Here is a 24,694-nt window from a genome sequence, read left to right on the forward strand (position 1 = left end):
ATGGAAGCTTTTGTAAGAGAAACAGGCAGAGCGGTTGTGATTCCAAATGACAACATTAATACTGATATTATTTTGCCTAAACAATTTTTGAAAAACATTTTAAAGACCGGTTTCGGTAAAGATTTATTTTTTGATTGGCGCTACAATGCCGACGGTTCGTTGAATGCAACGTTTGAATTGAACAAACCAGCACATCAAGGGGCTTCAATTTTAATTACAGGCAATGATTTTGGATCGGGTTCGTCACGAGAACACGCGGTATGGGCGTTAACGGATTATGGATTTAGAGCAGTGATTGGTGGCGGATTTTCAGATATTTTTTACATGAATTCAACCAAGAATGGCTTGCTACCAATTGTGTTACCTGAAGAAAATCGGAAAATATTGCGAGGTATTCAAGCAGATGAAACAATTCAAATTGACTTACCCGAACAAACTGTGATTTATAAAAACGATACTTTCCATTTTGATATCAACTCACAATGGAAAGAAAAGTTTATCAATGGTGAAGATGATATTGATAACACGATGAAATATGAACAATTGATCGCGGCATTCGAAAAGCAACGACCAAATTTTGGATAGGAGGTAGTTTATGGAACAAGCAATAAATTTGCAACAACGGATGGACACGACAAAAGAAACAGCGACATTTTATCGTGTCTTCGCGATGATTGCAGCCGGTATGATTTTAGATGGGGCGGACGTTTATCTTGCTAGTGCAGTAAATAGTGCAATCGTTAGCACACATTTTGCCACGCTTGCACAAGGCTCTGTGTTTCTATCCTCTGGATTTTTGGGGCTTTTCTTCGGGTCCATTTTTGCTGGATTTATCGGTGATTTTCTAGGCAGGAGAAAAGCCTATTCAACTAATTTGTTGGTATTTGGTTTACTAACCCTATGTGCGGCATTTGCACCTAATATTTGGATGTTAATCGGACTACGCTTTTTCGCCGCAATTGGGTTAGGCGCAGAAATTGTGACAGGTTATGCCTTAATTAATGAATTTGCCCCAATTAAAAATCGTGGTCGGTGGAGTGGTATCACTTCTGTGATTGCTAACTTAGCTGCACCATTGACCTTACTTTTGGCAGCAAGCATTATTCCTCGTTATACATGGCGTGCAATGTTTGTTATTGTCGGTGTACTAGCCTTAATTTTATGGGTGATTCGTCGTCATTTTCCAGAATCACCACGTTGGCTCATTTCTCGTGGTGAGTATGACCAAGCCGAACAAATCATTGAGAAATTGGAAGTGAATGGTTCGTACAGCACAAATGAGTCTAGTGGAAAACAACAACCAGTGAAGACTAGGATTGGTATCGGTCTGTTGGTTGCAACGGTTGCTGTCAGTGCAGTTAATCTAACACAGTATACATTTACATCGTGGATGCCAACATTATTGATCAAACAAGGCATCGAAGTGGTTCATTCACTAACATTTTCTGCAGTGATGATGGCTGGAGCGCCAATCGGCGCACTGATAGGTGCATTATTGGTCGACGTGATAGGTCGTAAAAAGGTCATTGTTTCTGCTTTTGTGATGACTGCGGTGTTTGGGATGATTTATTCGCAGCAACATACAACGGTTGGCATTTTAACTGTAGGATTTTTGGTCGTAACTATGATGTATATTTTGATGGCTTCGGTTGTCGGCGTTTATATGTCAGAGTTATTCCCTACTTACTTTAGATTCCGTGGAACGGGTTATGCTAATGGTGTAGCTAAAATATTAACAGTTTTGACACCATATTTTGCAGCGTGGGCGATTACGCAATTCAGCGCCAACTTAATTTTTTATTTTATTGCGGCAGTAGCAATAATCGCAGCTATTGTAGTTGCAGTTTATGGACCAGAAACAAAACAAAAAGCAATATATTAAAAAGGATGGTATTTTATCATGACAGAAGTAACAACAGCAAAGATTCATTGGAATGGTGGCGTTCAAGATGAAGCCATTAACATCTTGAAAGAAGATGGGGGAATGATTGTTAGTCCAACAAAAGTGGGCTACATTATCATGACTTCGGATGACAAAGGATTAGAACGAAAATTCGCTGCTAAGAATCGTAAGCGTAATAAGCCAGGGGTCGTACTATGTGGATCAGTAGAACAAGTGAAAGAACTAGCACAAATGACACCTGAAATTGAACAAATGTATCAACGACATTGGGATGAGGACATTTTGTTGGGCTGTATCTTGCCATGGAAAGCAGAAGCTATCAGTAAGGTACCTAATGACGGCACAAAAGATTTGATGATGGATCAACGTGAAACCAGTTGCTTTGTGATTAAGTTTGGCACACCAAGTGAGAATATTGCCAAAGACATGTGGGGAAAGTATAGTAAGTTTTCATTTGCAAGTTCAGCTAATCCTTCTGGTAAGGGAAACCGTGGTTTGGTGGCTGGTATTGGTGACCAAATTGAAAATGCTGCTGACCTCATTATTGAAGCAGATGATTATGTGGCCTCAATTCAGCCTGATAAGACGCTAGACACACGCTATGAACAAGGTGTAATGGTATCTATGGTTGATGAGACCGGTCAGCTTATTCCAGAACAAAATGGTGTTGTGGGTATCCAACCAGCGCCAATCGTTATTCGCAAAGGGTTAGATGTTGATAAAATTATGAAAATCATGAGCGACATTTTCTCATCATGGGATTATCGTCATGGCTACTATTACTGAGTAGACACCTAAGTGTGTCGTTTATAAAAGGAGAAAAGATATGTTAAATCCACCAAAAAGTACGATGTTAAGAACTGATATAATACGATATGGTAGTTTTATTGTTTTGATTTTGATTGCTGGCATACTACTGTTGATGTCAGGTGTAACACAGTACCCTGAAATCATTGGCATGGCGTATCTATCGTTTACTTTTGGTTTACGTCATGCTTTTGACGTGGATCATATCGCAGCTATTGATAATATGACACGCAAAATGTTAAATGATGGTAAAAATACGCGTGGTGTTGGCTTTAGTTTTTCGTTCGGCCATTCAATGGTCGTCGTATTAATGGCACTTGTCACTGTTTTATTTGTTGAATGGGCTAAGGACTCAATGCCTGTGTTTGAACAAATTGGTGGGGTTTTAGGCACTATGATTGCAGCGATTATGTTGCTCATGTTGACAATAGTCAACACATTTATTTTACGAAGTATTTGGACCGATTTTAAACATATGGGATTTGAATCACAGCAATCAGATAAGCGACATGCCATGGAGCAATCAAAAATTTATGTTTTATTTCTGAAATTATTGAAATTAATTAAACATAATTGGCAAGTTGCAATTGTTGGTTTTTTATTTGGTTTGGGATTTGATACGGCAACTCAAATTGCGGTTCTAGCAACTTCTGCTACTGCAGCAAACGCTGGTATATCTTGGTATACGACGTTAGCATTTCCATTATTATTTACGGCAGGCATGTGTTTAATGGATACCATTGATGGTTTTTTTATGAGTACAACATACACTTGGATCGTCTCATCATCCTATCGTAAAGTTTATTATAATTTGATTTTGACTGGTATTTCAATCATGGCAGCAGGATTCATTAGCTTTGTTGATTTTATTCAGTCGATGAGTGTGCTGTTTCATTGGCATAATGGTTTATCAAGTTGGGCAATCGGGTTAGATTTTAACCAATTGGGACTGATATTAGTTGCAATTTTTGCAGTAACTTGGGCTATTGCATTGACAATGTGGCGCGTTTTGAACTTATCTGAAAGAGAAACAATGATTTGATTTTGAAAAAGTCAGTCATCTTATGAACGAACTGTCAATCGGAACGTAACGATTTGCTTGTTCGTTCTTTTGTGTTTATCAGAGAGATTTAATCTCCTATTAATCATAAAGTATTACACTTAAATCAATAAAACGTTACAATGGAGATATGAAAATGGCTAAAGCAATTAAAATTTTGTTAATTGAAGATGATGTGAACCTTGCAGATAATATTGTGGGTTTTTTACAAGATTTTGCAGATGTTAACGTTGTAGATAACGGCCTGGATGGCGAGTTTGAAGGTCAGGAGTCGCCATATGATCTCATTATTTCCGATTTAATGTTGCCTGGTGAAAATGGATTTGAAGTCATTAAGTATTTGCGTAAAAATGATATTGAAACGCCTGTGCTCATCTTAACGGCTAAAAGCTCACTTGATGATAAAATTGAGGGCTTTAACGTTGGGGCAGATGATTATTTAACGAAGCCTTTTTATCGTGAAGAATTATTGGTACGCGTCAAGGCGTTACTCAGACGTGCGGGTGTCTATTCTGAAGATAATATGATTGCCGTAGGCGATGTCATGATTAATTTAGAAAATCGAGGTGTGCAAGTACATGGGCAACAAGTTAAACTAGTGGGGAAAGAGTTTGATATTTTGACCTATTTGGCTCAAAATAAAAACATCATTGTGACACGCGATCAGATTTTTGACCGTGTTTGGGGAATTGATTCTGATACAACGATTAATGTTGTGAATATTTACTTGAATAATTTACGACGAAAATTAGAGGCAGTTGGGCAAAACGATTTGATTAAAACATTACGGAATATTGGGTTCATTTTAGAGGTTAATGATGCCTAAAGTGATTAACAAACAACAGCAAATCCGAGGGTTCCTTTTGTTGATTGCGAGTTTTTTTGTGATATTTACTGTTCTTGGTGGTGTTATCTACTGGTCATATACGCGCACAATTTTTCGAAATTCTGATACAGCGCTGACACAGCAAATTAAACAGTTTGATTTGGCTGGTGCGTTACAAAATTCTTCAGATTCTAACCGAAAAGCGCCCCTTTTATTGCAATCAAATATGTTAGCTGATGTTTGGGTTTACGATAAGGATAAAAAGTTAGTACTTGACGACCGTATACCCGAATCCATGCAATCGCTTTATAAGAAACAATTTAAATATACCCAACAATTTGTGTCATATAGACCAAAAACCATCGCAATTGGTAATAATTATTATCGCGGCATGCGCGTTGCCTTTGTGGATGGCACACGAAATAACGATGGCAAACCGGTTAAATACGGTATCATTACAGTTAATGTCACAGATACAATGTTTAACTTAAATCAGTTTAAAAAAGTGTTACTGTGGTCATTTGGTACATTTGGGTTACTTGCTTTAATGGTTTCTTATTGGATTAGTTTGAAAAATATGAAACCAATCATTAAAGCATGGCAACAACAACAAGATTTTGTCAACAACGCAGCACATGAACTGCGCACACCAATGGCTGTTATCCAAGGAAAATTAGAGAATATGTTAACGCGTCCCGAATCAACAGTCCGTGAGCAATCAGATGCGATTATCTTGTCACTATCTGAAGTGCGCCGATTAACTTCTCTAACAGATAATATGTTAACGTTAGCAAAATCCGGTTCTAATATGACTCGAGTTGAGAAAGAACCAACCAATATTGCTGATTTTCTAGCAACGATTGTAGCGCCATATCAAGAAATGGCTGAATTTGAGGGGAAAAAGGTACTCTTATCAACACGAGTGACACAACCGGTGATGATTGATCAAAAAAGAATTCATCAATTACTGGTTTTATTAGTTGATAACGCGATGAAATATTCAGATGCGGGTGCTACCGTATCTATTTCGGCGACAATAGAAAAACGAAAATTTATATTAAGTGTTGCGGATACAGGTCGCGGAATTAGTGATGCCGCCAAAAAGCATGTATTTGATCGCTTTTACCGCGAAGATAAAACAGGTAGTCGTGAGACTGGTGGTACTGGTTTGGGCTTGTCTATTGCAGAATGGATCGTACAAGCGCATGGTGGGAAAATTATTATTTTGGATAATCATCCCCAAGGGACGATTTTTAAAACAACATTACCGCTTTAAATTGAAATCGCATTGATTAGGAGGTATAGGTCATATGAAACATTCTTTGGTAACTGTTGCTGTTGTTGCGGCAATTGTAGGTGGCGGTGTTGTTTATTCTGGCGCACAGCCAAATTCGTGGTTCCAACAACAACCTGTTTCGAAAAAAGTAGCCAACATTACGGGTCGCGCAAATATTGCCAACGTTGCTTATGTTAGTGATGATCAGGCAACGACGGCCTACAATAAGGTGAAAAACACTGTTGTGACTGTTCAAAACTTGCAAAAAGATCATAGTCAGGCAAGTGGTGATTTTTCAGCGTTGTTTGGGCGAGCACCACAGGAAGAAGGCAAAACCACAACTGAACAAACAGCATCCGAAGGTTCAGGTGTTATTTACAAAGTTCAAAATGGTGAGATCTACATGATTACTAATAATCATGTTGTTGCGGACTCTGATGCCTTACAAATCATCACTGCCACTGGTGATAAAGTGAAGGCGACAATTGTTGGGACAAATGCTGAGAAAGATATTGCGGTCATTAAAGCAAAAACAAATACGATAAAGACAGCAGCAACTTTTGGTAAAGTGTCTAACCTACAATCTGGTCAACAGGTATTAGCTATCGGATCACCATTGGGATCCGATTATGCGACATCTGTGACGAGTGGGATTATTTCGGCATCACGTCGTCATTTGACACTGCAGGAAAACGGGACCGCAGCGACAGTTATCCAAACTGATGCAGCGATTAATCCAGGTAATTCAGGTGGCCCTTTAATTAATTTGTCAGGCCAAATTATTGGCATTAATTCATCAAAAATTGCTTCATCGGATGATGGAACAAGTGTTGAAGGCATGGGATTTGCTATTCCTTCAGATGTGGTCCAAGATTTTATTCAGACGACTGAAAAATAGTGCCGGCCATCATAAAACAGCGCGTACTCACTTGAGTACGCGCTGTTTTATGATGGCTTAACATTAGATTGTTGCTTGATACCAATCAAGCACTTGATTTGGTGTCAAACGCTCACCATGACCAATGCGAGAAAGTTCTTCACCATCTTGAAATAGAACAAATGACGGGATACCACGCATATTATGATTGGTAGCTACTGCAATGTTCTCATCCCGATCAGCATCAATCCAGCTGGCTGTTTTAGTGACAGTGTCTTTAATGTTTTGAACAAATGGTTTAATAGCACGACAATCACCACACCAGTCAGCTGACAAGAATAAGATATGACGGCCTTTTGATTGTATGTGCGCTTCGATAGTCACGTCGGTATTATGAGTTGGTTGATACATGATTGCACCTCTTTAAATTAATGATTGAATTATAGCACACTATTTTATCAGTTACTGTTTTTATGCTCTCGTAAGTTATAAAAAAGCTAAATAGTCATTTGTTCTAGATTATTATCACCTAAAGTAAGTATGAAATTTACTGCAATTTAAAATAATAACCTATTTTTTGCAGCCAGTGAGCACAATTTTGTTTGTATTTTGTTTTCTAATATGAGAATTGTGACAAAAAAATTTGGAAATGTTGTTGACAATGAGTGGATTAGCAGTTATAGTAAATACAACATAAACATTGAAGAGATAAGTACAACTAGAGTCTTAGCAAGAGAGCTCGTGATTGGTGAAATCGAGTAAGATATTGAGTTGGAAAATGGTCTTGGAGTTTCATAGATACGAGCAAGCGAGTACTCATATGTACGGCGCAGTAAGTTGAAGTCGGTGGTGCTCGTTAACGCACAACGTATAACCTCGAGGTTTTCACAGATGTTCTCGACGATTTCTGACAGGCGTACGTTAAGGTGTGGGCGCGAGAGCCCTGCATGAACACCGGGTGGTAACACGTTATTGGAACGTCCCGTAGTCTATATTAAAGACTACGGGACGTTTTTTGTTTTCATAAAATATTGAACGATAAGATTAAGGAGGGTAAGGGAAAAATGAGCGTCATATTACAAAACGGCCTATTAAAACGTGAACAATTGACATTGGGCGATTTTAAATTATTACAACCAACCCTCAATGTTTTGGTGGTTAATCTCATGCCTAACCGCTTACAGACAGAAAGACAATTTGCACAATTACTCACAAAATTATCGGTCAATGTACGTGTGACGTTTGTTATTCCAGCGACCCACCATATCAAAAATGATGCTGAGATCATTAAAGAAAATTACGATACGTTTGATGATATTTGGCAAAAATCATATGATGGGCTCATTGTTACAGGTGCACCAGTTGATCGTGTGAAATTTGAAGAAATTGATTATTGGCAAGAATTTCAACAATTATTGACATGGCGAAAGACACACGTCAAAGAAAATTTGTTTACTTGCTGGGCAGCTTATGGTGCTGGATATATTGAACGTAACTTTCCTGTGAGGCGCAGTGTCAAAAAAATATATGGTGTTTACCATGTGGATCACATTTTAAACCAACGTAGTCAATTAACCGCAGATTTAACACAAATCACCATGCCACATTCACGTTACTTTACTATCCCAAATGAGGGCGTTGCGCGTCGTTTAAAGGTAGCAGGAAATGATACAGTTGGTGCATTCATTTTACGTGATGAGCGCAACCAATCAACTTATATTACAGGGCATTTGGAATATGATACCACGACATTAGAGGATGAATATCAACGTGATATCAAAAAGGATGCTCATACACAACGGCCAGAAAACTACTATGTTGATGGTCAACCAAATAATTCTTGGCGACAAAGTGCTGAAAAAATATTTCTTAATTGGGGAAAATTATTGATAGCTGGGACGCAACGAACTGAAGTTGTTGATTTATTACCAGCATTAAATCATATTTATGAAGGAGAAAAAACAGTATGACTAACAAAATAGACACGATTCTAGCGCAAGGTGGTAATGGAACGGATGATACAAAAACGGGCGCCGTTGTTAGCCCACTATACTTTTCAACGGCTTATCGTCATCCAGGATTAGGGGAATCGACGGGCTTTGATTATGCACGTTTGAATACGCCCACGCGACAGATTTTAGAAGAACAGTTAGCGGTTCTAGAGCATGGCGTGCAGGCCTTTGCAACCAGCTCAGGCATGTCTGCCATTGATTTAGTTTTCTCCACAGTACTCGAAACAGGAGACCATTTTCTAACAAGTGATGATCTTTATGGTGGCACCTATCGTTATTTTGACGGACTTGTGACACAAAGAGGTGTCAGTTACGATGCCTGTAGTAATTTAGATGATTTCTTAGAGAAAATCCAACCAAAAACAAAATTGGTTTGGTTAGAGACGCCTTCAAATCCTATGATGAAACTATTTGATATTCAACAAATAAGTGAGGTGCTAAAGGCAAAAAGTCCAAATATTATTATCGCTGTTGATAACACGTTTTTGACACCCATTTTTCAACAACCATTGAAATTAGGTGCAGATATTGTCGTACATTCGGCAACCAAGTACCTTGGCGGCCATAATGATATTTTAGCTGGCACAGCGATTGCAGGAGATGATGAATTAGCAGCACGATTAGAAAAAGCCTTAGTAACAAGTGGTCAAGTATTAGATTCGTTTAGTTCATGGCTACTACTACGCAGCTTAAAAACCTTGCATCTACGTATGACACGTCATAATGAAAATGGTCATTATTTAGCAGAAAAATTAGGGGATGTTAGCGGTGTATCACATCTTAACTATGCGGGTGTTGGGGGCATGATTAGCTTTTATTTAGAAGATGATTATGATGTTGATGCTTTCTTGAAAGGCCTACATATTGCATCATTTGCGGAGAGTTTGGGTGGACCAGAAACACTGATAACTATCCCCGCAGTACAAACACACCATGACATGAGTCAAGAGCAACGCCTTGCTTTGGGCATTACAGATCAATTAATTCGTGTCAGCGCTGGTTTAGAAGATAAAGAAGACTTGTTACATGATTTGACACAAGCTATAGGGGGAGCTAAAAAATGAGCGATTGGACAGATATAATTCAAGCAGCGACAACTCATGATCCCTTGTCTGGTGCGGTCAATACACCAATTCAGTTAAGTTCAACGTTTAATCAACCTGATTTTGATAATTTTGGTCACTTCGACTACGCACGTTCTGGTAATCCGACTCGAGAGTCAGGTGAACAGGCTGTTGCAAAGTTAGAGCATGGTCAACATGGCTACTTATTTAGTACGGGGATGGCTGCAATCAGTAGTGTCTTATTTACATTATCTGCTGGAGATCATATTGTGGTTAGCAAACATGTATATGGTGGCACTTTTCGGATATTATCTGACGTATTACCACGATGGGGAATTACACACGACCTCGTTGATTTTAGCAATCCAGATGCCATTCAAGCGGCGATTAAACCAGAGACAAAAGCACTTTACATTGAAACGCCCTCTAATCCAGTATTAAAAATAACCGATATTCGAGCAGTTGTTGCGCTGGCAAAGGCAAATCATTTAATTACAATTGCAGATAACACATTTATGTCACCATTTTTACAAAAACCATTGGACCTAGGTGTTGATATTGTTGTTCACTCAGCTACAAAATTTTTGTCAGGACATTCTGATATTTTAGCGGGTGTTGCTGTAACTAATAATGCTAATTTGGCTGAAAAAATTTATTTTATGCAAAATGCAGTTGGTGCAACGCTAGGCGTGTTTGATACGTGGCTGTTGTTACGAGGTATTAAGACATTGGGTGTACGCATGACGCAATCCAGCCAATCAGCACAAAAGATAGCCAATTACCTGTCAACACATGATAAAGTAGAACGTGTGTTATATCCAGGATTAGCTAGTCACCCAGGGCATGATATTCATGCCAGCCAGTCAAAGTCAGGTGGGGCAGTTTTGAGCTTTGATGTCGGCTCAGAAGACAAGGCTAAAGCAGTAGTCGAGGCGTTAAAAATACCTATTTTCTCAGTGAGTTTAGGCGCAGTAGAAACCATTATTAGTTATCCACCCAAAATGAGCCATGCAGAATTAAATGCAGATGAATTGCATGATACTGGTATTACGCCAGGGTTACTAAGATTTTCCGTTGGTTTAGAAGATGCAGACGACCTCATTGCTGATTTAACACAAGCGTTGGCTTTAATTTAAGAATATACTGTAAGAGGGAAAGGAGAAATGTATGCTGAATCAGATGATCAAGCATACAAAATAATCATGACAGAAACCATTCAGACAAAGTTACATTACCATTTTGATCACGTTGGATCATATTTACGTCCGGAACGTTTAAAATTAGCACGCGAGGCATTCTCAAAAGGAAATATAGATCACGATGCTTTACTAGAAGTGCAACATAGCGAGATTAAAAAAGTTGTTGATGAACAAGTCAAAGCCGGGCTACTTGCGGTGACAGATGGTGAATTCAATCGTTCATGGTGGCATTTAGATTTTCTAGGTCAACTTGGTGGCTTTGAATTTTATGAACAAGAGGATTCGTATCATTTCCAAGGTGCTAAGACACGAACAACAAATGTGCGTTTAAATGGTACCGTACATGCTAATTTGAAACATCCGTTCTTTGATGACTTTACGTACCTGAAGTCAATTGTACCCGACGGTATCGAAGTTAAACAAACCATACCATCACCGTCTTTGATCATTAACCGTGATCATCGTTCTGATTTGTGGTCAAAGTATTATGAACAATGGTCTGACTTTTTAGATGATTTAGCACAAGCCTATCATGAAACGTTACAACATTTTTATGATTTAGGTGCGCGATATATTCAACTAGACGACACGACTTGGGCTTACTTAATTGCACAATTAAATAAAAACAAGGATAATCCAGTTGCGTATGCTGAATATGAAAAAACTGCGGCAGATGATGTTTACGTCATTAATAAAGCATTGGCTGGTTTACCAGATGATTTAAAAATTTCAACTCATATTTGCCGTGGCAATTTTAAATCAACGTATTTGTTTGAGGGTAGCTACGAGCCAGTTGCCAAATATCTGGGACAATTGAATTATGACGGTTTTTTCCTAGAGTATGACGATGCGCGCTCTGGTGATTTTCAACCTTTAGCAGCTATTTGGAATAATCGTCAGAATGTCGAAATTGTACTTGGTTTACTCACATCAAAGTCGGCTGATTTGGAAGATGAAACTGATGTAGCCAATCGTATACATGATGCGGAGCAATACGTGCCAGTCCAAAATTTGGCATTATCAACGCAGTGTGGTTTTTCTTCAACAGAAGAGGGGAATGTATTGACGATACCAGACCAGTGGCAAAAGCTAAGGTTGGTTAAAAAAATTGCTGATAAGTACTTGGCTTAAAGCACAGCAGGACCAAAAATAGTAAGAATTTAGTGATTAAAAAAAGGAGAAAAATCATGACAGAAACAGTTGTTGAAAGTTTTACATTAGACCATACAAAAGTTAAGGCACCTTATGTGCGTGTGATTGAATCTCAAAATGGGCCTCAAGGTGGCAATATTACGAATTACGATTTGCGTTTGACACAACCCAATGAAACAGCAATTGAAACAGGTGGTTTACACACTTTGGAACACTTATTTGCAGGCTTGGTTCGTGATGAAATTGACGGTATTATTGATATTTCACCATTTGGATGTCGTACAGGTTTCCATGTCATTTCATGGGTGAATTACGATGCCGAAACATTGGCCAAGGTATTTAAAAAAGTACTAGAAAAGATCGTGAGTGATGAGGTAACCGAAGTACCTGCTGCTGAGATTGAAAGTTGTGGGAACTTTAAAGATCACAGTCTACATTCTGCTAAAGAATGGGCCAAGATCATTCTAGCCCAAGGTATTTCTAGCGATGCTTTTGAAAGAAAAGTTGTCTAAAAAATAATCAAGTGATCATATTGAACAGGGCGCAGATGTTTTTGCGCCGTACATAATTTTAAAGAAGGAGAACGTTACGATGCAAAAAATAACCCCACAACGTTTTTTTGACATTACACGAGCACTCAGTACGCTTTTAGGTGCAGGGTTAGTTTGGTGTCGAATGTGTTTGTATCCCTTGTAGCCGTGTATTTTAGGAAAAGTAACGCATAGAAAATAGGTTAGAATATGACAAAATTAAATAAACAATACGCTTTTGAAACACGCCAACTGCATGCAGGGCAAGAAGAGCCAGATTCTGCTACTGGTGCACGTGTGACACCAATCTATCAAACAGCTGCTTATGTTTTTTCAGATACCAAACAAGCAGCGGGACGTTTTGCATTAACAGATGCTGGTAACATCTACGGTCGCTTGACCAATCCAACAAATACTGTTTTTGAAACACGTATTGTTGCACTAGAGGGTGGTGCAGCAGCTATTTCTTTGGCATCTGGCGCTGCAGCAGTTACCGCTGCAATTTTAAATGTTGCTGGTAGTGGTGACCATATTGTTGCTGCTTCAACTTTGTATGGTGGGACAGTAGAACTTTTTTCAGAGACACTGAAAAAATTAGGTATTGAAACCACATTTGTTGACCCAGATGAACCAAAAAACTTTGAAGATGCGATTCAAGAAAATACAAAGGTGATTTTCTTTGAAAGTCTAGGCAATCCTAAAATCAATATTATTGATTTTGAAGCTGTGGCTGCGATTGCCAAAAAGCACGGTATTATTTCGATTGTTGATTCAACTTTTGCAACACCATTTCTGACGCAACCATTGGCACACGGTATTGATGTGGTTGTACATTCTGCAACGAAGTTCATTGGTGGGCACGGTACAACATTAGGTGGTGTTGTGATTGAAAAAGGTGACTTCGATTACGTCGCATCTGGTCGTTATCCTGACTTTGTTAACCCAACAGCATCGTATAATGGTTTGGTATGGTCTGATCTTGGTCCTGGTGCGTTTGTAACAAAAATACGAGCAGAGTATTTGCGGGATACTGGTGCAACACTATCACCACAGTCAGCATTCTATCTTTTGCAAGGCTTGGAAACATTATCATTACGTATTGAGAGACACGTTGAAAATGCCCGTAAAATTGTAGCCTTTCTCAATAATCATGAGAAAGTAGCCTGGGTCAGTTATCCAGAATTATCAGATTCACCTTACAAAGTACTGGCTGATAAGTATTTTGAAAAAGGGGTCGGTTCTATTTTCACATTCGGTCTCAAACAAGGTGAAGAAGGTGCCAAGACACTGATTAATCATTTGGATATTTTCTCGTTACTTGCTAATGTTGGGGATGCTAAATCATTGATCATTCATCCAAAATCAACAACCCATGCGCAGCTTAGTGAAGAACAACTTTCTGCTGCGGGTATCTCATCAGATCTTATTCGTGTCTCAATTGGTATTGAGAATGTTGACGATTTGATTGAAGCACTATCATCAGCGCTAGATAAAGTGTAACTAACTGTGATTTTGTGTTATTTTTTAAACCGTGAGAGGAAAAGCGATGATTGTTAATTGTCAAAATGTTTATTATTTACATGCTGATAAACTTGTTACCGCTGTTTTTTTAAAGAGTAGTGGTGCTGTGGATGAAGTTGGTTAACCATGGTTTGGTGCTTTGAAAGCCAGAAATTGTTATTGTAAATGATATATTGCATTTGAAAAAATAGTAATAAGTTAAAAAATTAGGAGAACACGCATGACAACAACACTTAAAAAAATAGGATTCCAACACGTTGGTTCATTCTTGCGTCCAGCTGAATTAAAGCAAGCACGTGCAAATTTTGAATCAGGAAAAATAACACATGATGCACTAGAAGAAGTTGAAAATCAAACCATTTCGCGGCTTGTAGATCAGCAAGTTGCTGCTGGATTAGATGTTGTGACTGATGGTGAATTTCGCCGTTCGTATTGGCATTTAGATAATTTTTGGGGATTTGATGGTGTAGAACAATTCAATTATGGTGAAGGATACCAATTTGCCCATGAAGAAACACGTGATGATTCTGCACGATTAAATGGCCGTTTGGGATTTAATGCATCAACACACCCATTTATCAAACATTTTAAGTTTTTGAAGGCTGTGGCCGATGAAAAAGGTGTCGAAGCCAAAATTACGATTCCGTCACCCTCACAATTTTATGCTGAATTATTCCGAGGTGTGAATGCTGAGAGCATTTCTCGTTTCTATGATTCAGTCGATGATTTATATCAGGACATCAAGCGCGTTTATCACGAAGAAATTTTGGCATTATATGAAGCTGGTGCGCGTATTGTGCAATTAGATGATTGTACTTGGGGGATGTTAGTAGATCCTAACTTCTGGGAAACGATGGCTGGTGCAGGATTTGACGTTAACGAACTTAAAAAGATATATGTTGATTTAAATAACGGGGCGATAGAAAATTTGCCAGAAGACTTAACTATCAATACACACGTTTGCCGTGGTAATTATCATTCAGACTGGGCTGCTGCCGGTGGTTATGATAAAGTTGCTGACGAATTATTTGGACAAGAAAATGTATCAACTTATTTCTTGGAATATGATTCAGAACGTGCTGGTGGTTTTGAGCCATTGGTCAAGGTGTCTGGAGACAAACGCGTTGTACTTGGGTTGATCACTACAAAATCAGGTGTTTTAGAAGATAAACAAGTCATTATTGACCGTATCCACGAAGCTGCCAAGTACTTACCACTTGACCGTTTATGGTTGTCAACGCAGTGTGGTTTTGCTTCGACAGAAGAAGGAAATGTGATCACGGAAGCACAGCAATGGGAGAAGTTAGCCTTGGTTCGTGATATTCAAAAGACAGTATGGGGATAGTAATAGCTTGATTGGTGATCGGTAACCGAGTAATTAACCACCGTTAACAAGTCAGTAACATAAAATTTGTAGATTATAAGTATGTATAATTAATTTGATGTTTGTTCGGGTGATTTGAATCGCTGAGTTGATACGAGTTAGTTACGCAGTGCCACACATCTGATTTGATGTGTGGGCTTTATAATTACAGTAAGCGTAAATAACTTAAACGAGGGGTTCAAAAAATATGAATAAAAAATTAACTATTGGGGCGATTTTAGCAGTTGTTGTACTAGTCGGTGGCTTTAGTATATTAAATAATAAGCCAAAAAATGCTACAGGTAAAACACTAAATGTGACAGTCCAGAACACAATCACAACCTTAGATCCTAATTTCGCAGATGATGTCGGTTCTAATTGGGCCGAGACACAGACACTGCAAGGACTTTATACGATGGACGAAAAGGGTGGTATTGTTGCAGGTGCTGCAGATAAAATTGTCAAGCCAACAAAAAATAATACGGTTTATCGTATCAAATTAAAGGCTAACCAAAAATGGTCTGATGGGACTAAAGTAACGGCTAACGATTTTGTAGCTTCTGCAAAACGACAGGTTGATCCAGCTTCTAAATCAACACGTTCGAATCATTTTAAGGATTTGGCAGGTTATGATGCTATTCGAAAGCAAGGCGCCAATATTAATACGCTAGGCATTAAAGCACCAGATGCTAAAACAGTTGAAATCACGTTGTCACATCCAGTACCATACTTCAACTTCATATTAGCTAATCAGTTGTATCCAATTAACACAGATAAAGTCAAAGAATATGGCAAAAAATATGGGCAAACGGCAGCAACAACTGTTTCCAATGGTGCTTATCAAATTAAGAAATGGAATCAATCTGCAACGACTTGGCAGTTTGAGAAAAACCCCCATTATGCTGATGCGAAAAACGTACACTACCAAACTATCAAAACAACTGTTGTGACAGATGCAACATTGGCAAGTAAACAGTATTTGTCTGGTAAAGTGGATGAAGCGGAAATATCTGGTAGCGTTCTGACTGATCTGAAAAAGACGAATGCAGCTGATATCCAATCTAAACAAAAGGGGCGTGTTGTCTTTATCGTTTGGAATTCTACGGACAAAATAGCTAGTAACACTAACTTTAAGCGGGCTATTAGCTATGCAATTGATCGTGATGTGCTGGCAAAACAAACCTTGTCAGATGGCTCAACAGCTGCTAAATCTATTATTCCAAGTGGTGAAGTCACGGTAGCGGGTAAAGATCTGAATCATGGATTAGATCTGCCTTTTGATAAGAAAAAAGCACAAGATTATTTGAAACAAGCACAAAGTGAAATTGGCGAAAAGAAGCTTAAATTAACTTTGAATATGGCTGATACAGATGCCTACAAATCACTTGGTGTTTATTTGAAACAACGGATTGAGACAGTCCTACCAGATGTGACAATTGAATTAAATAGAATGCCTTTAAATGCTGAAATATCTGCATTTAATAATCGTAATTTCCAAGCAGGGACGTTGAGCTGGTCAACAGATTATAACGATCCCATCGACTTTTTAGATACAGCCTACTCAGGTGGTGCAATTAACTTTACAAAGTGGCAGAATAAGGCGTATGATAGTTTAATTGATCAAATTAATAATCAAGGTGAAGCAAACGATAAACGCTATAGCCTAGAGAAAAAAGCAGCTGAATTAAATAACGATCTTAACGGTGTCACACCGCTATATCAAGTTTCAAATGTTCACTTGTTAAATAAAAAAGTACGCCATCTTAACTATCCAGTTGTTGGTTATCAAAATTATAAATACGCCGAGTAAATAGTAAGATTCAAGGAGTTGACGATGAAAAAAATTGGTGTCGCTGGTAACCATGCCGTACATGCTAATCCTAAGTTTGGTACGAACTATGTTAATTATATTCAAAAAAACTATATTACTGGTATTACGGAAGCAGGCGCCTTACCTATTATTTTACCAATCAGCCAACCAGAATTAGCAGTAGACTATGTAGCGACCATTGATGCTTTAGTATTAGCAGGTGGCCAAGATGTGTCACCGGATTATTATGGTGAAGAACCTATTCCAGAAATTGGTGAAATTGATCGGCACCGTGATGCGTTTGAATTGGCTTTGGTGAAAGAGATGATTCGCGTCGGCAAGCCAATTTTTGGCATCTGCCGTGGCGCACAAGTGATCAATGTCGCCTTGGGTGGCACGTTATATCAAGATTTAGCTAGCCAGTATCAAGGCTTAGCGGTTAAGCATAATCAGTATCCAACAAAATGGTCAACACCAACGCATCAATTACGTTGGCAACGTCGTAATTGGTTGAGTGATGTCATATCGCCAAAGTCACTCGTGAATACGTTTCATCATCAAGCGATCAAAGATTTTGCGTCTGGATTGGTTTTAGATGCAGTGAGTTCCGATGGTGTGATTGAGGCTTTTTCAGACGACAAACGCCAAATTTATGGTGTTCAGTGGCACCCAGAAATGCTTCTAATGGCGGAACCAGAATCACAAAAGATATTTGACCGATTTGTTGCATTAGTTTGAACATGATATTTGTCACAAAGTCGTTATATTGACGGCTTTTTTTACTGATTAAAGTAGCGTACAATGTGATGAGTAATATAGAATATGTTTTTAGAAATGTATGCGAGCACACTTAAAATTGAATGATGTATCAGGTAATTTTAAAAATTAAGCGCTTAATTACTTTGGAGAATAAAATGTTTCAATACATTAAGAAAATATTAATTGGCAAACCACTCAAAACACTAGATGAGGGTGGCCAATCATTGACTAAGACAAAAGCTTTGGCGTTACTATCTTCCGATGCGCTATCATCTGTTGCATATGGAACAGAATCAATTACCACCGCGCTACTAGCTGCGGGCGCTGTCGCATTATGGTTACAGCTGCCAATTGCAATTTTAGTTTTGGTTTTATTAGCTGCCATTGTTTTGAGTTATCGACAAATTATTCATGCCTATCCATCAGGTGGTGGCGCGTATGCCGTAGCAAGTGAAAATTGGGGTTCTAAAGCCGGCCTTGTGGCTGGCGGCTCGTTATTGGTTGACTATATGTTAACGGTTGCGGTATCAGCTTCAGCGGCATCTGATGCGATTACAGCTGCTGCACCGATGCTACAACGATTTGTTGTCCCACTATCCATTATTATTGTCATTTTGTTAACTGGCATGAACTTACGTGGGTTGCGTGAAAGTGCTAATTTTTTGATGTTTCCGGTTTATTTCTTTGTTGTTGTACTAGCAGTTATGATTTTGTGGGGTGTTTTCCAAGCGTTAACGGGTCAATTACCTTATCATGCTGCGGCTAGAGTCGGCACAAGCTTTTCTGGGCTATCTTTTGTCCTATTCATGCGTGCCTTTTCAAGTGGTTCATCGTCACTGACAGGTGTTGAAGCAATTTCTAATGCGGTGCCAAATTTCAAGGTACCCAAAGAAACACATGCAGCTGCAACCTTATCAACAATGGCCATTATTTTGGCGACATTTTTTGGTGGAATTACTTTTTTGAGCTATTGGTACGGTATCACGCCAAATAGTCATTCAACAGTCTTATCCCAAATTGCGGCGATTACTTTTGGCGGTCACGGTGTTGGCTTTTATACAATCCAGCTTGCTACGGCACTTATTTTAGCGGTCGCTGCTAATACTGGTTTCTCTGCTTTTCCAATGCTAGCTTTGAATTTAGCACGGGATAAATATTTACCACATTTATATATGGATAAAGGCGACCGTTTAGGTTATTCTAATGGTATTTTATCATTAGCTTTTGGTGCGATTGTCTTATTACTCATTTTTCATGGGTCAACAGATGCCCTCATTCCTTTGTATGCTGTGGGTGTTTTTGTGCCTTTTACATTATCGCAATCAGGCATGATTATTCATTGGTGGCGCAAGAAGCCTAAGCGATGGTTCGTGAAGGCAGTGATTAATTTTGTGGGTGCTTTTATTTCGGCGGTGTTAGTGATAACTTTATTTGCTACAAGAATTGAGCACGTTTGGCCCTACTTATTAATTATGCCAGTTGTGATGTACATGTTCTTAAAGATTAAGCGCCATTATACAAGCATTGCCCGTCAATTGCGTTTAGCATATGCTAAGAATGATCATGCGGTTCGTCATCATTATGAGGGATCAACCGTCATTGTTTTGGTGTCTAATGTGACAAAAGTTACCACGGAAGCGGTGGATTATGCGTTATCGATAGGCGACTACGTGGTCGCAATGCATGTCAGTTTCGATGTTAATCCTAAAAAAGAGTTGGAAACATCAACCCAATTTAAAATCGATTTTCCAGATGTTAGATATGTCGATATTCATTCATCTTATCGTTCCATTGTAAAACCCGCTCTGAGCTTTGTTGATGCTGTTGTTAAACAAGCTGAGAAACGTAACCATTCGGTTACCGTACTTGTGCCACAGTTTGTACCGAAAAAGCCATGGCAAAATATTTTGCATAACCAAAATTCGTTACGTCTACGTACGGCTTTTGCGGCACGTAAAGATATATCTGTTTCAACGTACTATTATCATTTGTCAGAGTAAAATCTGTGAGAACAGTACGACAATTAATGTAAAGGAGAAAGCGTTGTGTTTGGTCAATCAGCATATGCGTGTTTAAAATGATGTCACAAGATACAAAATTAATGTTATTCTTCATTTGGGTCGTGATTGCCATGCTGATTTCAACAATTGGTCTAGTTGTTATTATCCGTTGGTATCATCGCGAGGTAAATAAAGTTAAACAAGCCAAGCGGAATGAGCAACTAGAAAATCAAAAAAGCAAATAACTATTTTTGCATTTAGACTAGTTAAAATGCACTTTTCTAACAAAATGCCCCAAAAGTTAAAACAACTTTTGGGGCATTTTGTTTATGTGGAATATATTGATGCCAAGCTTGGCTTATTATAAACCCGGCAACTAGGTAACTGAATTGGGTATTGGTAAATTATTCATTTTGTTTATTTCTTGTTGCAACACTGCCGCCTTTTTTCGTACAAATCGGCGTATAGGAACTGGTAATATTTGCTTGCCGTATTAATTGTTCGGTACCTTTAACACCCATTTCATAAAAGGATTGTTGAATACTTGTTAACTGGGGATAAATAATGTCACAGAGTGCTGTGCCATCAATGCCAATAATTGATAAATCGGAAGGAATATGATGATGCAGTTGTCGTGCACGATTAATTACGCCGGCAGCAACTAAATCACTTCCAGCTACGACGGCAGTTAAATGAGGTAGTTTTTCGAGCATATTCATTGCCTGAATACCATCTTCATAAAGCCAATTACCAGGTATGACATAGTCGGCACGGTAGGCAATCTGGTGATCTTTTAAAGCTTGCCGATAGCCGTCAAGTCTTAATTGGCCGACACATGATGGGATATCTGCACCAACAAATGCAATTTCTCTATGACCGTGCATAATTAGATAATTCGTTGCCTGATAGCCAATATCAAAATCATTTGATGCAATGAAAGGTAGATCTGGTTCAGGTTGGGCAACAGATAAAAAAATATAGGGAATATCTGAGGCACGCAAAAATTGCGCATTAGTTGCACTTAGTGTGATGCCCAATAAAAGTATACCTCTGACACTTCTTTCAGATATTGTTTTGAGTGCTTGCATTTGTAAAAGTTCGCTATCTTCACCAGCATAGGCGATAATAACATCTATGTCATGTAAGGAAGCAACTTTTTGAATGCCAGCAATAATTTCTTGTGCGAAATTAGTTGGGCTGGCAGGTAAGATAATACCTAATACTTGGCTTGTTTTGGTGACCAATTCAATTGCTGAACGATTTTTTCGATAATTGAGATCTTTAGCAATTTGATTAATTTTAGAAATTGTTTCAGGCGCATAGCCACTAGATAGTGTTTTCTTATTGGATAAAATACGTGAAACTGTCGATGGAGAAACGCCTGCAATGCGGGCAATATCTTTTATTGTCGTAGCCATAGGTTTACCTGGATTATTTTAGATTCGTTACTTCAACTATAGAGTAAATCTACAAAATAGTAAAACAAAAAAATATCGAGTATTGCAAACGTTTGCATAAAGATGTTATAGTATTTTATGTAAACGTTTACACCAATTGATATGAGAACATGTTCGCTGGTTAAGTAACATTAAATAAGGATTTACCGAATTATACGTTGAGAAAGGTAAAGATCATGAAAAAAGCATTACCCGCAATGCATACAAGCATGATGCGTTATGCGGTGTTATCAATATCTCTAATTATTACAACTGGTCCAGCAGTGTCAGCAGCCTTACCATTAATGGCCAAGAATTTTCCAAATATTTCATTGGCAATGATTGATATGATTGCTACGGTTCAACAATTCACGATCATGTTATTTTTGTTGATTTCGGGTAGCATTGCTAAGAAAATCGGAATTAAACCGACTATTTCTATTGGTCTAATCATTACAGGTGTAGCAGGTATATTCCCTGTATTTAGTCAAAGTTTCGTAGCAATATTTGTATCCAGATTATTATTAGGGGTTGGTATTGGACTATTTAACTCATTAGCAATTACTGTGATTGATCTATTATTTACCGGCAATGACAAGGCACAAATGTTGGGTAATCGTTCTGCAATGGAGCAACTTGGCGTATGTATTTTAAACTTAGTGGTTGGTTTGCTACTATTGATTAATTGGCATATGGCATTTTTGATTTATGCTTTGGCGTTTCCAATTATGATATTTTTTTGGCAATATGTACCAGAACCTAAAGTTGATAAAGAAAGCAAAGAGACACATCAAAAGATTAATAGGTCAGTAATCTTGTTAGCCTTGTTGTTATTCTTCTTGGTCATGTGTTCAACGGCGATTATTGTACAAATACCAAATATTATCGTTCGTGGCGCCTTAGGCTCAGCGACCGCGGCTAGCTTGATTATTTCTTTGAATACATTAGCTGGAATGGCAATGGGATTCCTATTTGGACGCATATATAAATTAGCGAGTGAGATGACTTTACCTATTGGCACGTTTCTGATGGCGATAGGTGCCATACTCATTAGTATGGGTGGTAACTTGTATATTGTATCGTTAGGGACAATATTATGTGGCTTTTCTTATCCATTAGCCGGAACTTATGCATTCAATTTGTTGTCTAAAATAGCACCGCCGGGTTCGGAAACGTTAGGTAATTCGGTTTTGCTAATTGGGTGTAATTTAGGATCGTTTATTAGTCCAATTGGGGTTCGTATACTAGCTAAAATCAGTGGTAATGCTTTTATCGGTATGTTTATTGTGTTATTGGTTGTGACTGGCGGTATTTTAGCTTTTCAATCGGCTAGTAAGCATGTTTCCAAAATGAAGAAAGTGTAGGCATTAAATAATGACAAAGAAAAATTGGTGGCAAGAAGCGGTTGTTTATCAAGTATATCCGATGAGTTTTCAGGATAGTGACGGTGATGGTATTGGTGACATTGGTGGTCTGACGCAGCGACTGCCCTATATTAAACAATTGGGTGCAGATGTTATTTGGTTAAATCCAATTTATTGTTCACCTAACAAAGACAATGGTTATGATATAAGTGATTGTCAAAATATCCAACCAACCTACGGCACCATGGCACAATATGATGAGATGCTAGAAACCGCGCATAAGCTGGGATTAAAAATCATGATGGATCTTGTTGTTAACCATACATCTGATCAGCATCAATGGTTCATTGAAAGTAAAAAATCAAAAGATAACCCATATCGTGATTATTATATTTGGCATGATCCCGTTGATGGACATGAACCTAATAATTGGGGGTCCTTCTTTAGTGGTTCAGCTTGGAAATTTGACGAAGCTACCGGACAATACTTCTTGCATCTTTTTGCCGATGTTCAACCAGATTTAAATTGGGAAAATCCAGTTGTCCGTAATGAGGTATGGGATTTAATGACGTTTTGGCTAGATAAAGGTATTGATGGGTTCCGAATGGATGTGATTAACTTGATATCCAAGACAGCTGGATTACCGGATATACCAAAGCCAGATAATGCTATTTATTCAGACGCGACAGCGGTTGCTAATGGTCCACGTCTGAACGAATTTTTGCAAGAAATGAACAGCAAAGTTTTGTCTCATTATGATGTGATGACTGTGGGCGAAATGCCAGGTGCGACACCTGAAAAGGCACAGGAATATACTAATTTGAAGGGCGATGAACTGAACATGGTGTTCCAGTTTGAACACATTGCCTTAACACCCAATCCAGATGAAAGATTAACAAAATGGAACGATGCAAAGGTTAAACTGACTGATCTGAAGGCATCACTATCTAAATGGCAAATTGGTCTAGATGGCAAGGGATGGAATAGCTTGTACTGGAATAATCATGATCAGCCACGTGCTGTATCACGATTTGCAACAGATGATCCTAAATATCGTGTAAAAGCAGCCAAAATGTTAGGTACGACGCTACATATGTTACAAGGCACACCATATATTTATCAAGGTGAAGAAATTGGTATGACGAATGTCAAACTTGATGATATTTCTCAATATGAAGATATTGAAACGCTAAATGCCTATCAACAATTTGTTGTCGAAGAAAAAATTGTCGATAAAGAGACGATGATGCGTTATTTTGCTACCATGTCGCGCGATCATGCACGCACACCGATGCAATGGGCAAGTGCAGAAAACGCTGGTTTTACAACTGGAAAACCTTGGTTTAATCTCAATCCAAATTATACCGATATCAATGTCGAGGCGGCTTTGGCAGATGACGATTCTGTATTTTATTATTATCAAAAACTCATTCAACTACGTCATGAGCATGAATTGATTGTTTATGGTAATTATGAAGCAATTGACTCTGAAGATAATGATGTATTTGCTTATCGGCGACATTATAATGGTCAAACTTTGTTAGTATTGAGTAATTTTACGAACCAAACTGTTATGCGTGATTATGGTCAAAATGATGCGAATCAGGTATTGATTAGTAATTATACTGATAATAAAAACAATGTGCTCAGACCATACGAAACGCAAGTATATTTATTCGAATAATGATTTGAGCAATGAATAGATTAACGCCTTAGAAATGTAGTATTTAGGACA

At 38.3% G+C, this 24,694-nt stretch carries 22 protein-coding genes; 20 read left to right on the top strand and 2 right to left on the bottom strand.

Going from position 1 to position 24,694, the window contains the following annotated elements:
* The 7 genes from leuD (at position 1) to JOD28_RS02955 (ending at position 6,770) form a co-directional block, all read left to right on the top strand.
* The gene (leuD, locus tag JOD28_RS02925; protein WP_204769393.1) at positions 1 to 585 is read left to right on the top strand and encodes a 3-isopropylmalate dehydratase small subunit; all 585 of its coding nucleotides are present in this window, start codon (positions 1 to 3) and stop codon (positions 583 to 585) included.
* 10 nt (positions 586 to 595) lie between these two features.
* Positions 596 to 1,882 carry an MFS transporter gene (locus JOD28_RS02930; RefSeq protein WP_204769394.1) on the top strand — a complete coding sequence of 429 codons (1,287 nt, stop codon included), beginning with the start codon at positions 596 to 598 and terminating at the stop codon, positions 1,880 to 1,882.
* An 18-nt stretch (positions 1,883 to 1,900) separates the two neighbouring features.
* Positions 1,901 to 2,689, top strand: coding sequence for an L-threonylcarbamoyladenylate synthase (locus JOD28_RS02935; RefSeq protein WP_204769395.1), 789 nt, complete (start codon positions 1,901 to 1,903; stop codon positions 2,687 to 2,689).
* A gap of 40 nt (positions 2,690 to 2,729) precedes the next feature.
* On the top strand, positions 2,730 to 3,752 hold the full coding sequence (locus JOD28_RS02940) for a HoxN/HupN/NixA family nickel/cobalt transporter (RefSeq protein WP_204769396.1): 1,023 nt from the start codon (positions 2,730 to 2,732) through the stop codon (positions 3,750 to 3,752).
* A 154-nt stretch (positions 3,753 to 3,906) separates the two neighbouring features.
* Positions 3,907 to 4,596, top strand: coding sequence for a response regulator transcription factor (locus tag JOD28_RS02945; RefSeq protein WP_013103544.1), 690 nt, complete (start codon positions 3,907 to 3,909; stop codon positions 4,594 to 4,596).
* Positions 4,589 to 5,872 carry a sensor histidine kinase gene (locus JOD28_RS02950; RefSeq protein WP_204769397.1) on the top strand — a complete coding sequence of 428 codons (1,284 nt, stop codon included), beginning with the start codon at positions 4,589 to 4,591 and terminating at the stop codon, positions 5,870 to 5,872. The genes JOD28_RS02945 and JOD28_RS02950 overlap by 8 nt, the downstream gene beginning before the upstream one ends.
* A gap of 34 nt (positions 5,873 to 5,906) precedes the next feature.
* The gene (locus tag JOD28_RS02955; RefSeq protein WP_204769398.1) at positions 5,907 to 6,770 is read left to right on the top strand and encodes a S1C family serine protease; all 864 of its coding nucleotides are present in this window, start codon (positions 5,907 to 5,909) and stop codon (positions 6,768 to 6,770) included.
* Between the two features lie 63 nt (positions 6,771 to 6,833).
* Here JOD28_RS02955 and JOD28_RS02960 read toward each other — a convergent pair whose 3' ends face one another.
* Positions 6,834 to 7,160, bottom strand: a complete 327-nt coding sequence (locus tag JOD28_RS02960) for a thioredoxin family protein (RefSeq protein WP_204769399.1) — start codon at positions 7,158 to 7,160, stop codon at positions 6,834 to 6,836.
* A gap of 653 nt (positions 7,161 to 7,813) precedes the next feature.
* Here JOD28_RS02960 and JOD28_RS02965 point away from each other — a divergent pair.
* The 11 genes from JOD28_RS02965 to JOD28_RS03015 all read left to right on the top strand — a co-directional run bounded on the left by JOD28_RS02965 (position 7,814) and on the right by JOD28_RS03015 (position 20,404).
* Positions 7,814 to 8,719: a homoserine O-acetyltransferase/O-succinyltransferase family protein gene (locus JOD28_RS02965; RefSeq protein WP_204769400.1), complete on the top strand. Its 906-nt coding sequence runs from the start codon at positions 7,814 to 7,816 to the stop codon at positions 8,717 to 8,719.
* Positions 8,716 to 9,825: a trans-sulfuration enzyme family protein gene (locus JOD28_RS02970; protein WP_204769401.1), complete on the top strand. Its 1,110-nt coding sequence runs from the start codon at positions 8,716 to 8,718 to the stop codon at positions 9,823 to 9,825. The genes JOD28_RS02965 and JOD28_RS02970 overlap by 4 nt, the downstream gene beginning before the upstream one ends.
* A complete protein-coding gene (locus JOD28_RS02975) occupies positions 9,822 to 10,961 on the top strand; it encodes a trans-sulfuration enzyme family protein (RefSeq protein WP_204769402.1) in 1,140 nt (379 codons plus the stop codon). The genes JOD28_RS02970 and JOD28_RS02975 overlap by 4 nt, the downstream gene beginning before the upstream one ends.
* 66 nt (positions 10,962 to 11,027) lie before the next feature.
* On the top strand, positions 11,028 to 12,155 hold the full coding sequence (locus tag JOD28_RS02980) for a vitamin B12 independent methionine synthase (RefSeq protein ID WP_204769558.1): 1,128 nt from the start codon (positions 11,028 to 11,030) through the stop codon (positions 12,153 to 12,155).
* Positions 12,156 to 12,211: 56 nt separating this feature from the next.
* Positions 12,212 to 12,688, top strand: a complete 477-nt coding sequence (locus tag JOD28_RS02985) for an S-ribosylhomocysteine lyase (RefSeq protein WP_204769403.1) — start codon at positions 12,212 to 12,214, stop codon at positions 12,686 to 12,688.
* Between the two features lie 228 nt (positions 12,689 to 12,916).
* Entirely contained in the window at positions 12,917 to 14,206 is a 1,290-nt protein-coding gene (locus JOD28_RS02990) for an O-acetylhomoserine aminocarboxypropyltransferase/cysteine synthase family protein (protein WP_204769404.1), read from the top strand.
* Between the two features lie 241 nt (positions 14,207 to 14,447).
* On the top strand, positions 14,448 to 15,572 hold the full coding sequence (locus tag JOD28_RS02995) for a 5-methyltetrahydropteroyltriglutamate--homocysteine S-methyltransferase (RefSeq protein ID WP_204769405.1): 1,125 nt from the start codon (positions 14,448 to 14,450) through the stop codon (positions 15,570 to 15,572).
* 226 nt (positions 15,573 to 15,798) lie between these two features.
* Complete coding sequence (locus tag JOD28_RS03000) at positions 15,799 to 17,400, top strand: peptide ABC transporter substrate-binding protein (protein ID WP_204769406.1); 1,602 nt, start codon at positions 15,799 to 15,801, stop codon at positions 17,398 to 17,400.
* Positions 17,401 to 17,424: 24 nt separating this feature from the next.
* A complete protein-coding gene (locus JOD28_RS03005) occupies positions 17,425 to 18,138 on the top strand; it encodes a gamma-glutamyl-gamma-aminobutyrate hydrolase family protein (RefSeq protein WP_204769407.1) in 714 nt (237 codons plus the stop codon).
* Between the two features lie 176 nt (positions 18,139 to 18,314).
* Positions 18,315 to 20,159: an APC family permease gene (locus JOD28_RS03010; protein ID WP_204769559.1), complete on the top strand. Its 1,845-nt coding sequence runs from the start codon at positions 18,315 to 18,317 to the stop codon at positions 20,157 to 20,159.
* Positions 20,160 to 20,236: 77 nt separating this feature from the next.
* On the top strand, positions 20,237 to 20,404 hold the full coding sequence (locus JOD28_RS03015; protein ID WP_204769564.1) for a hypothetical protein: 168 nt from the start codon (positions 20,237 to 20,239) through the stop codon (positions 20,402 to 20,404).
* 159 nt (positions 20,405 to 20,563) lie between these two features.
* On the opposite strand, the gene JOD28_RS03020 is transcribed toward JOD28_RS03015, so the two are convergent.
* Positions 20,564 to 21,577, bottom strand: coding sequence for a LacI family DNA-binding transcriptional regulator (locus JOD28_RS03020; RefSeq protein ID WP_204769408.1), 1,014 nt, complete (start codon positions 21,575 to 21,577; stop codon positions 20,564 to 20,566).
* Between the two features lie 215 nt (positions 21,578 to 21,792).
* Here JOD28_RS03020 and JOD28_RS03025 point away from each other — a divergent pair, with 215 nt between their 5' ends.
* Positions 21,793 to 22,959: an MFS transporter gene (locus JOD28_RS03025; protein ID WP_204769409.1), complete on the top strand. Its 1,167-nt coding sequence runs from the start codon at positions 21,793 to 21,795 to the stop codon at positions 22,957 to 22,959.
* 10 nt (positions 22,960 to 22,969) lie between these two features.
* On the top strand, positions 22,970 to 24,643 hold the full coding sequence (locus JOD28_RS03030; protein ID WP_204769410.1) for a glycoside hydrolase family 13 protein: 1,674 nt from the start codon (positions 22,970 to 22,972) through the stop codon (positions 24,641 to 24,643).
* The last annotated feature ends 51 nt before the right edge of the window (positions 24,644 to 24,694 follow it).

Source organism: Leuconostoc rapi (assembly GCF_016908715.1).
In the GTDB taxonomy this organism is placed as follows: Bacteria; Bacillota; Bacilli; order Lactobacillales; family Lactobacillaceae; genus Leuconostoc; species Leuconostoc rapi.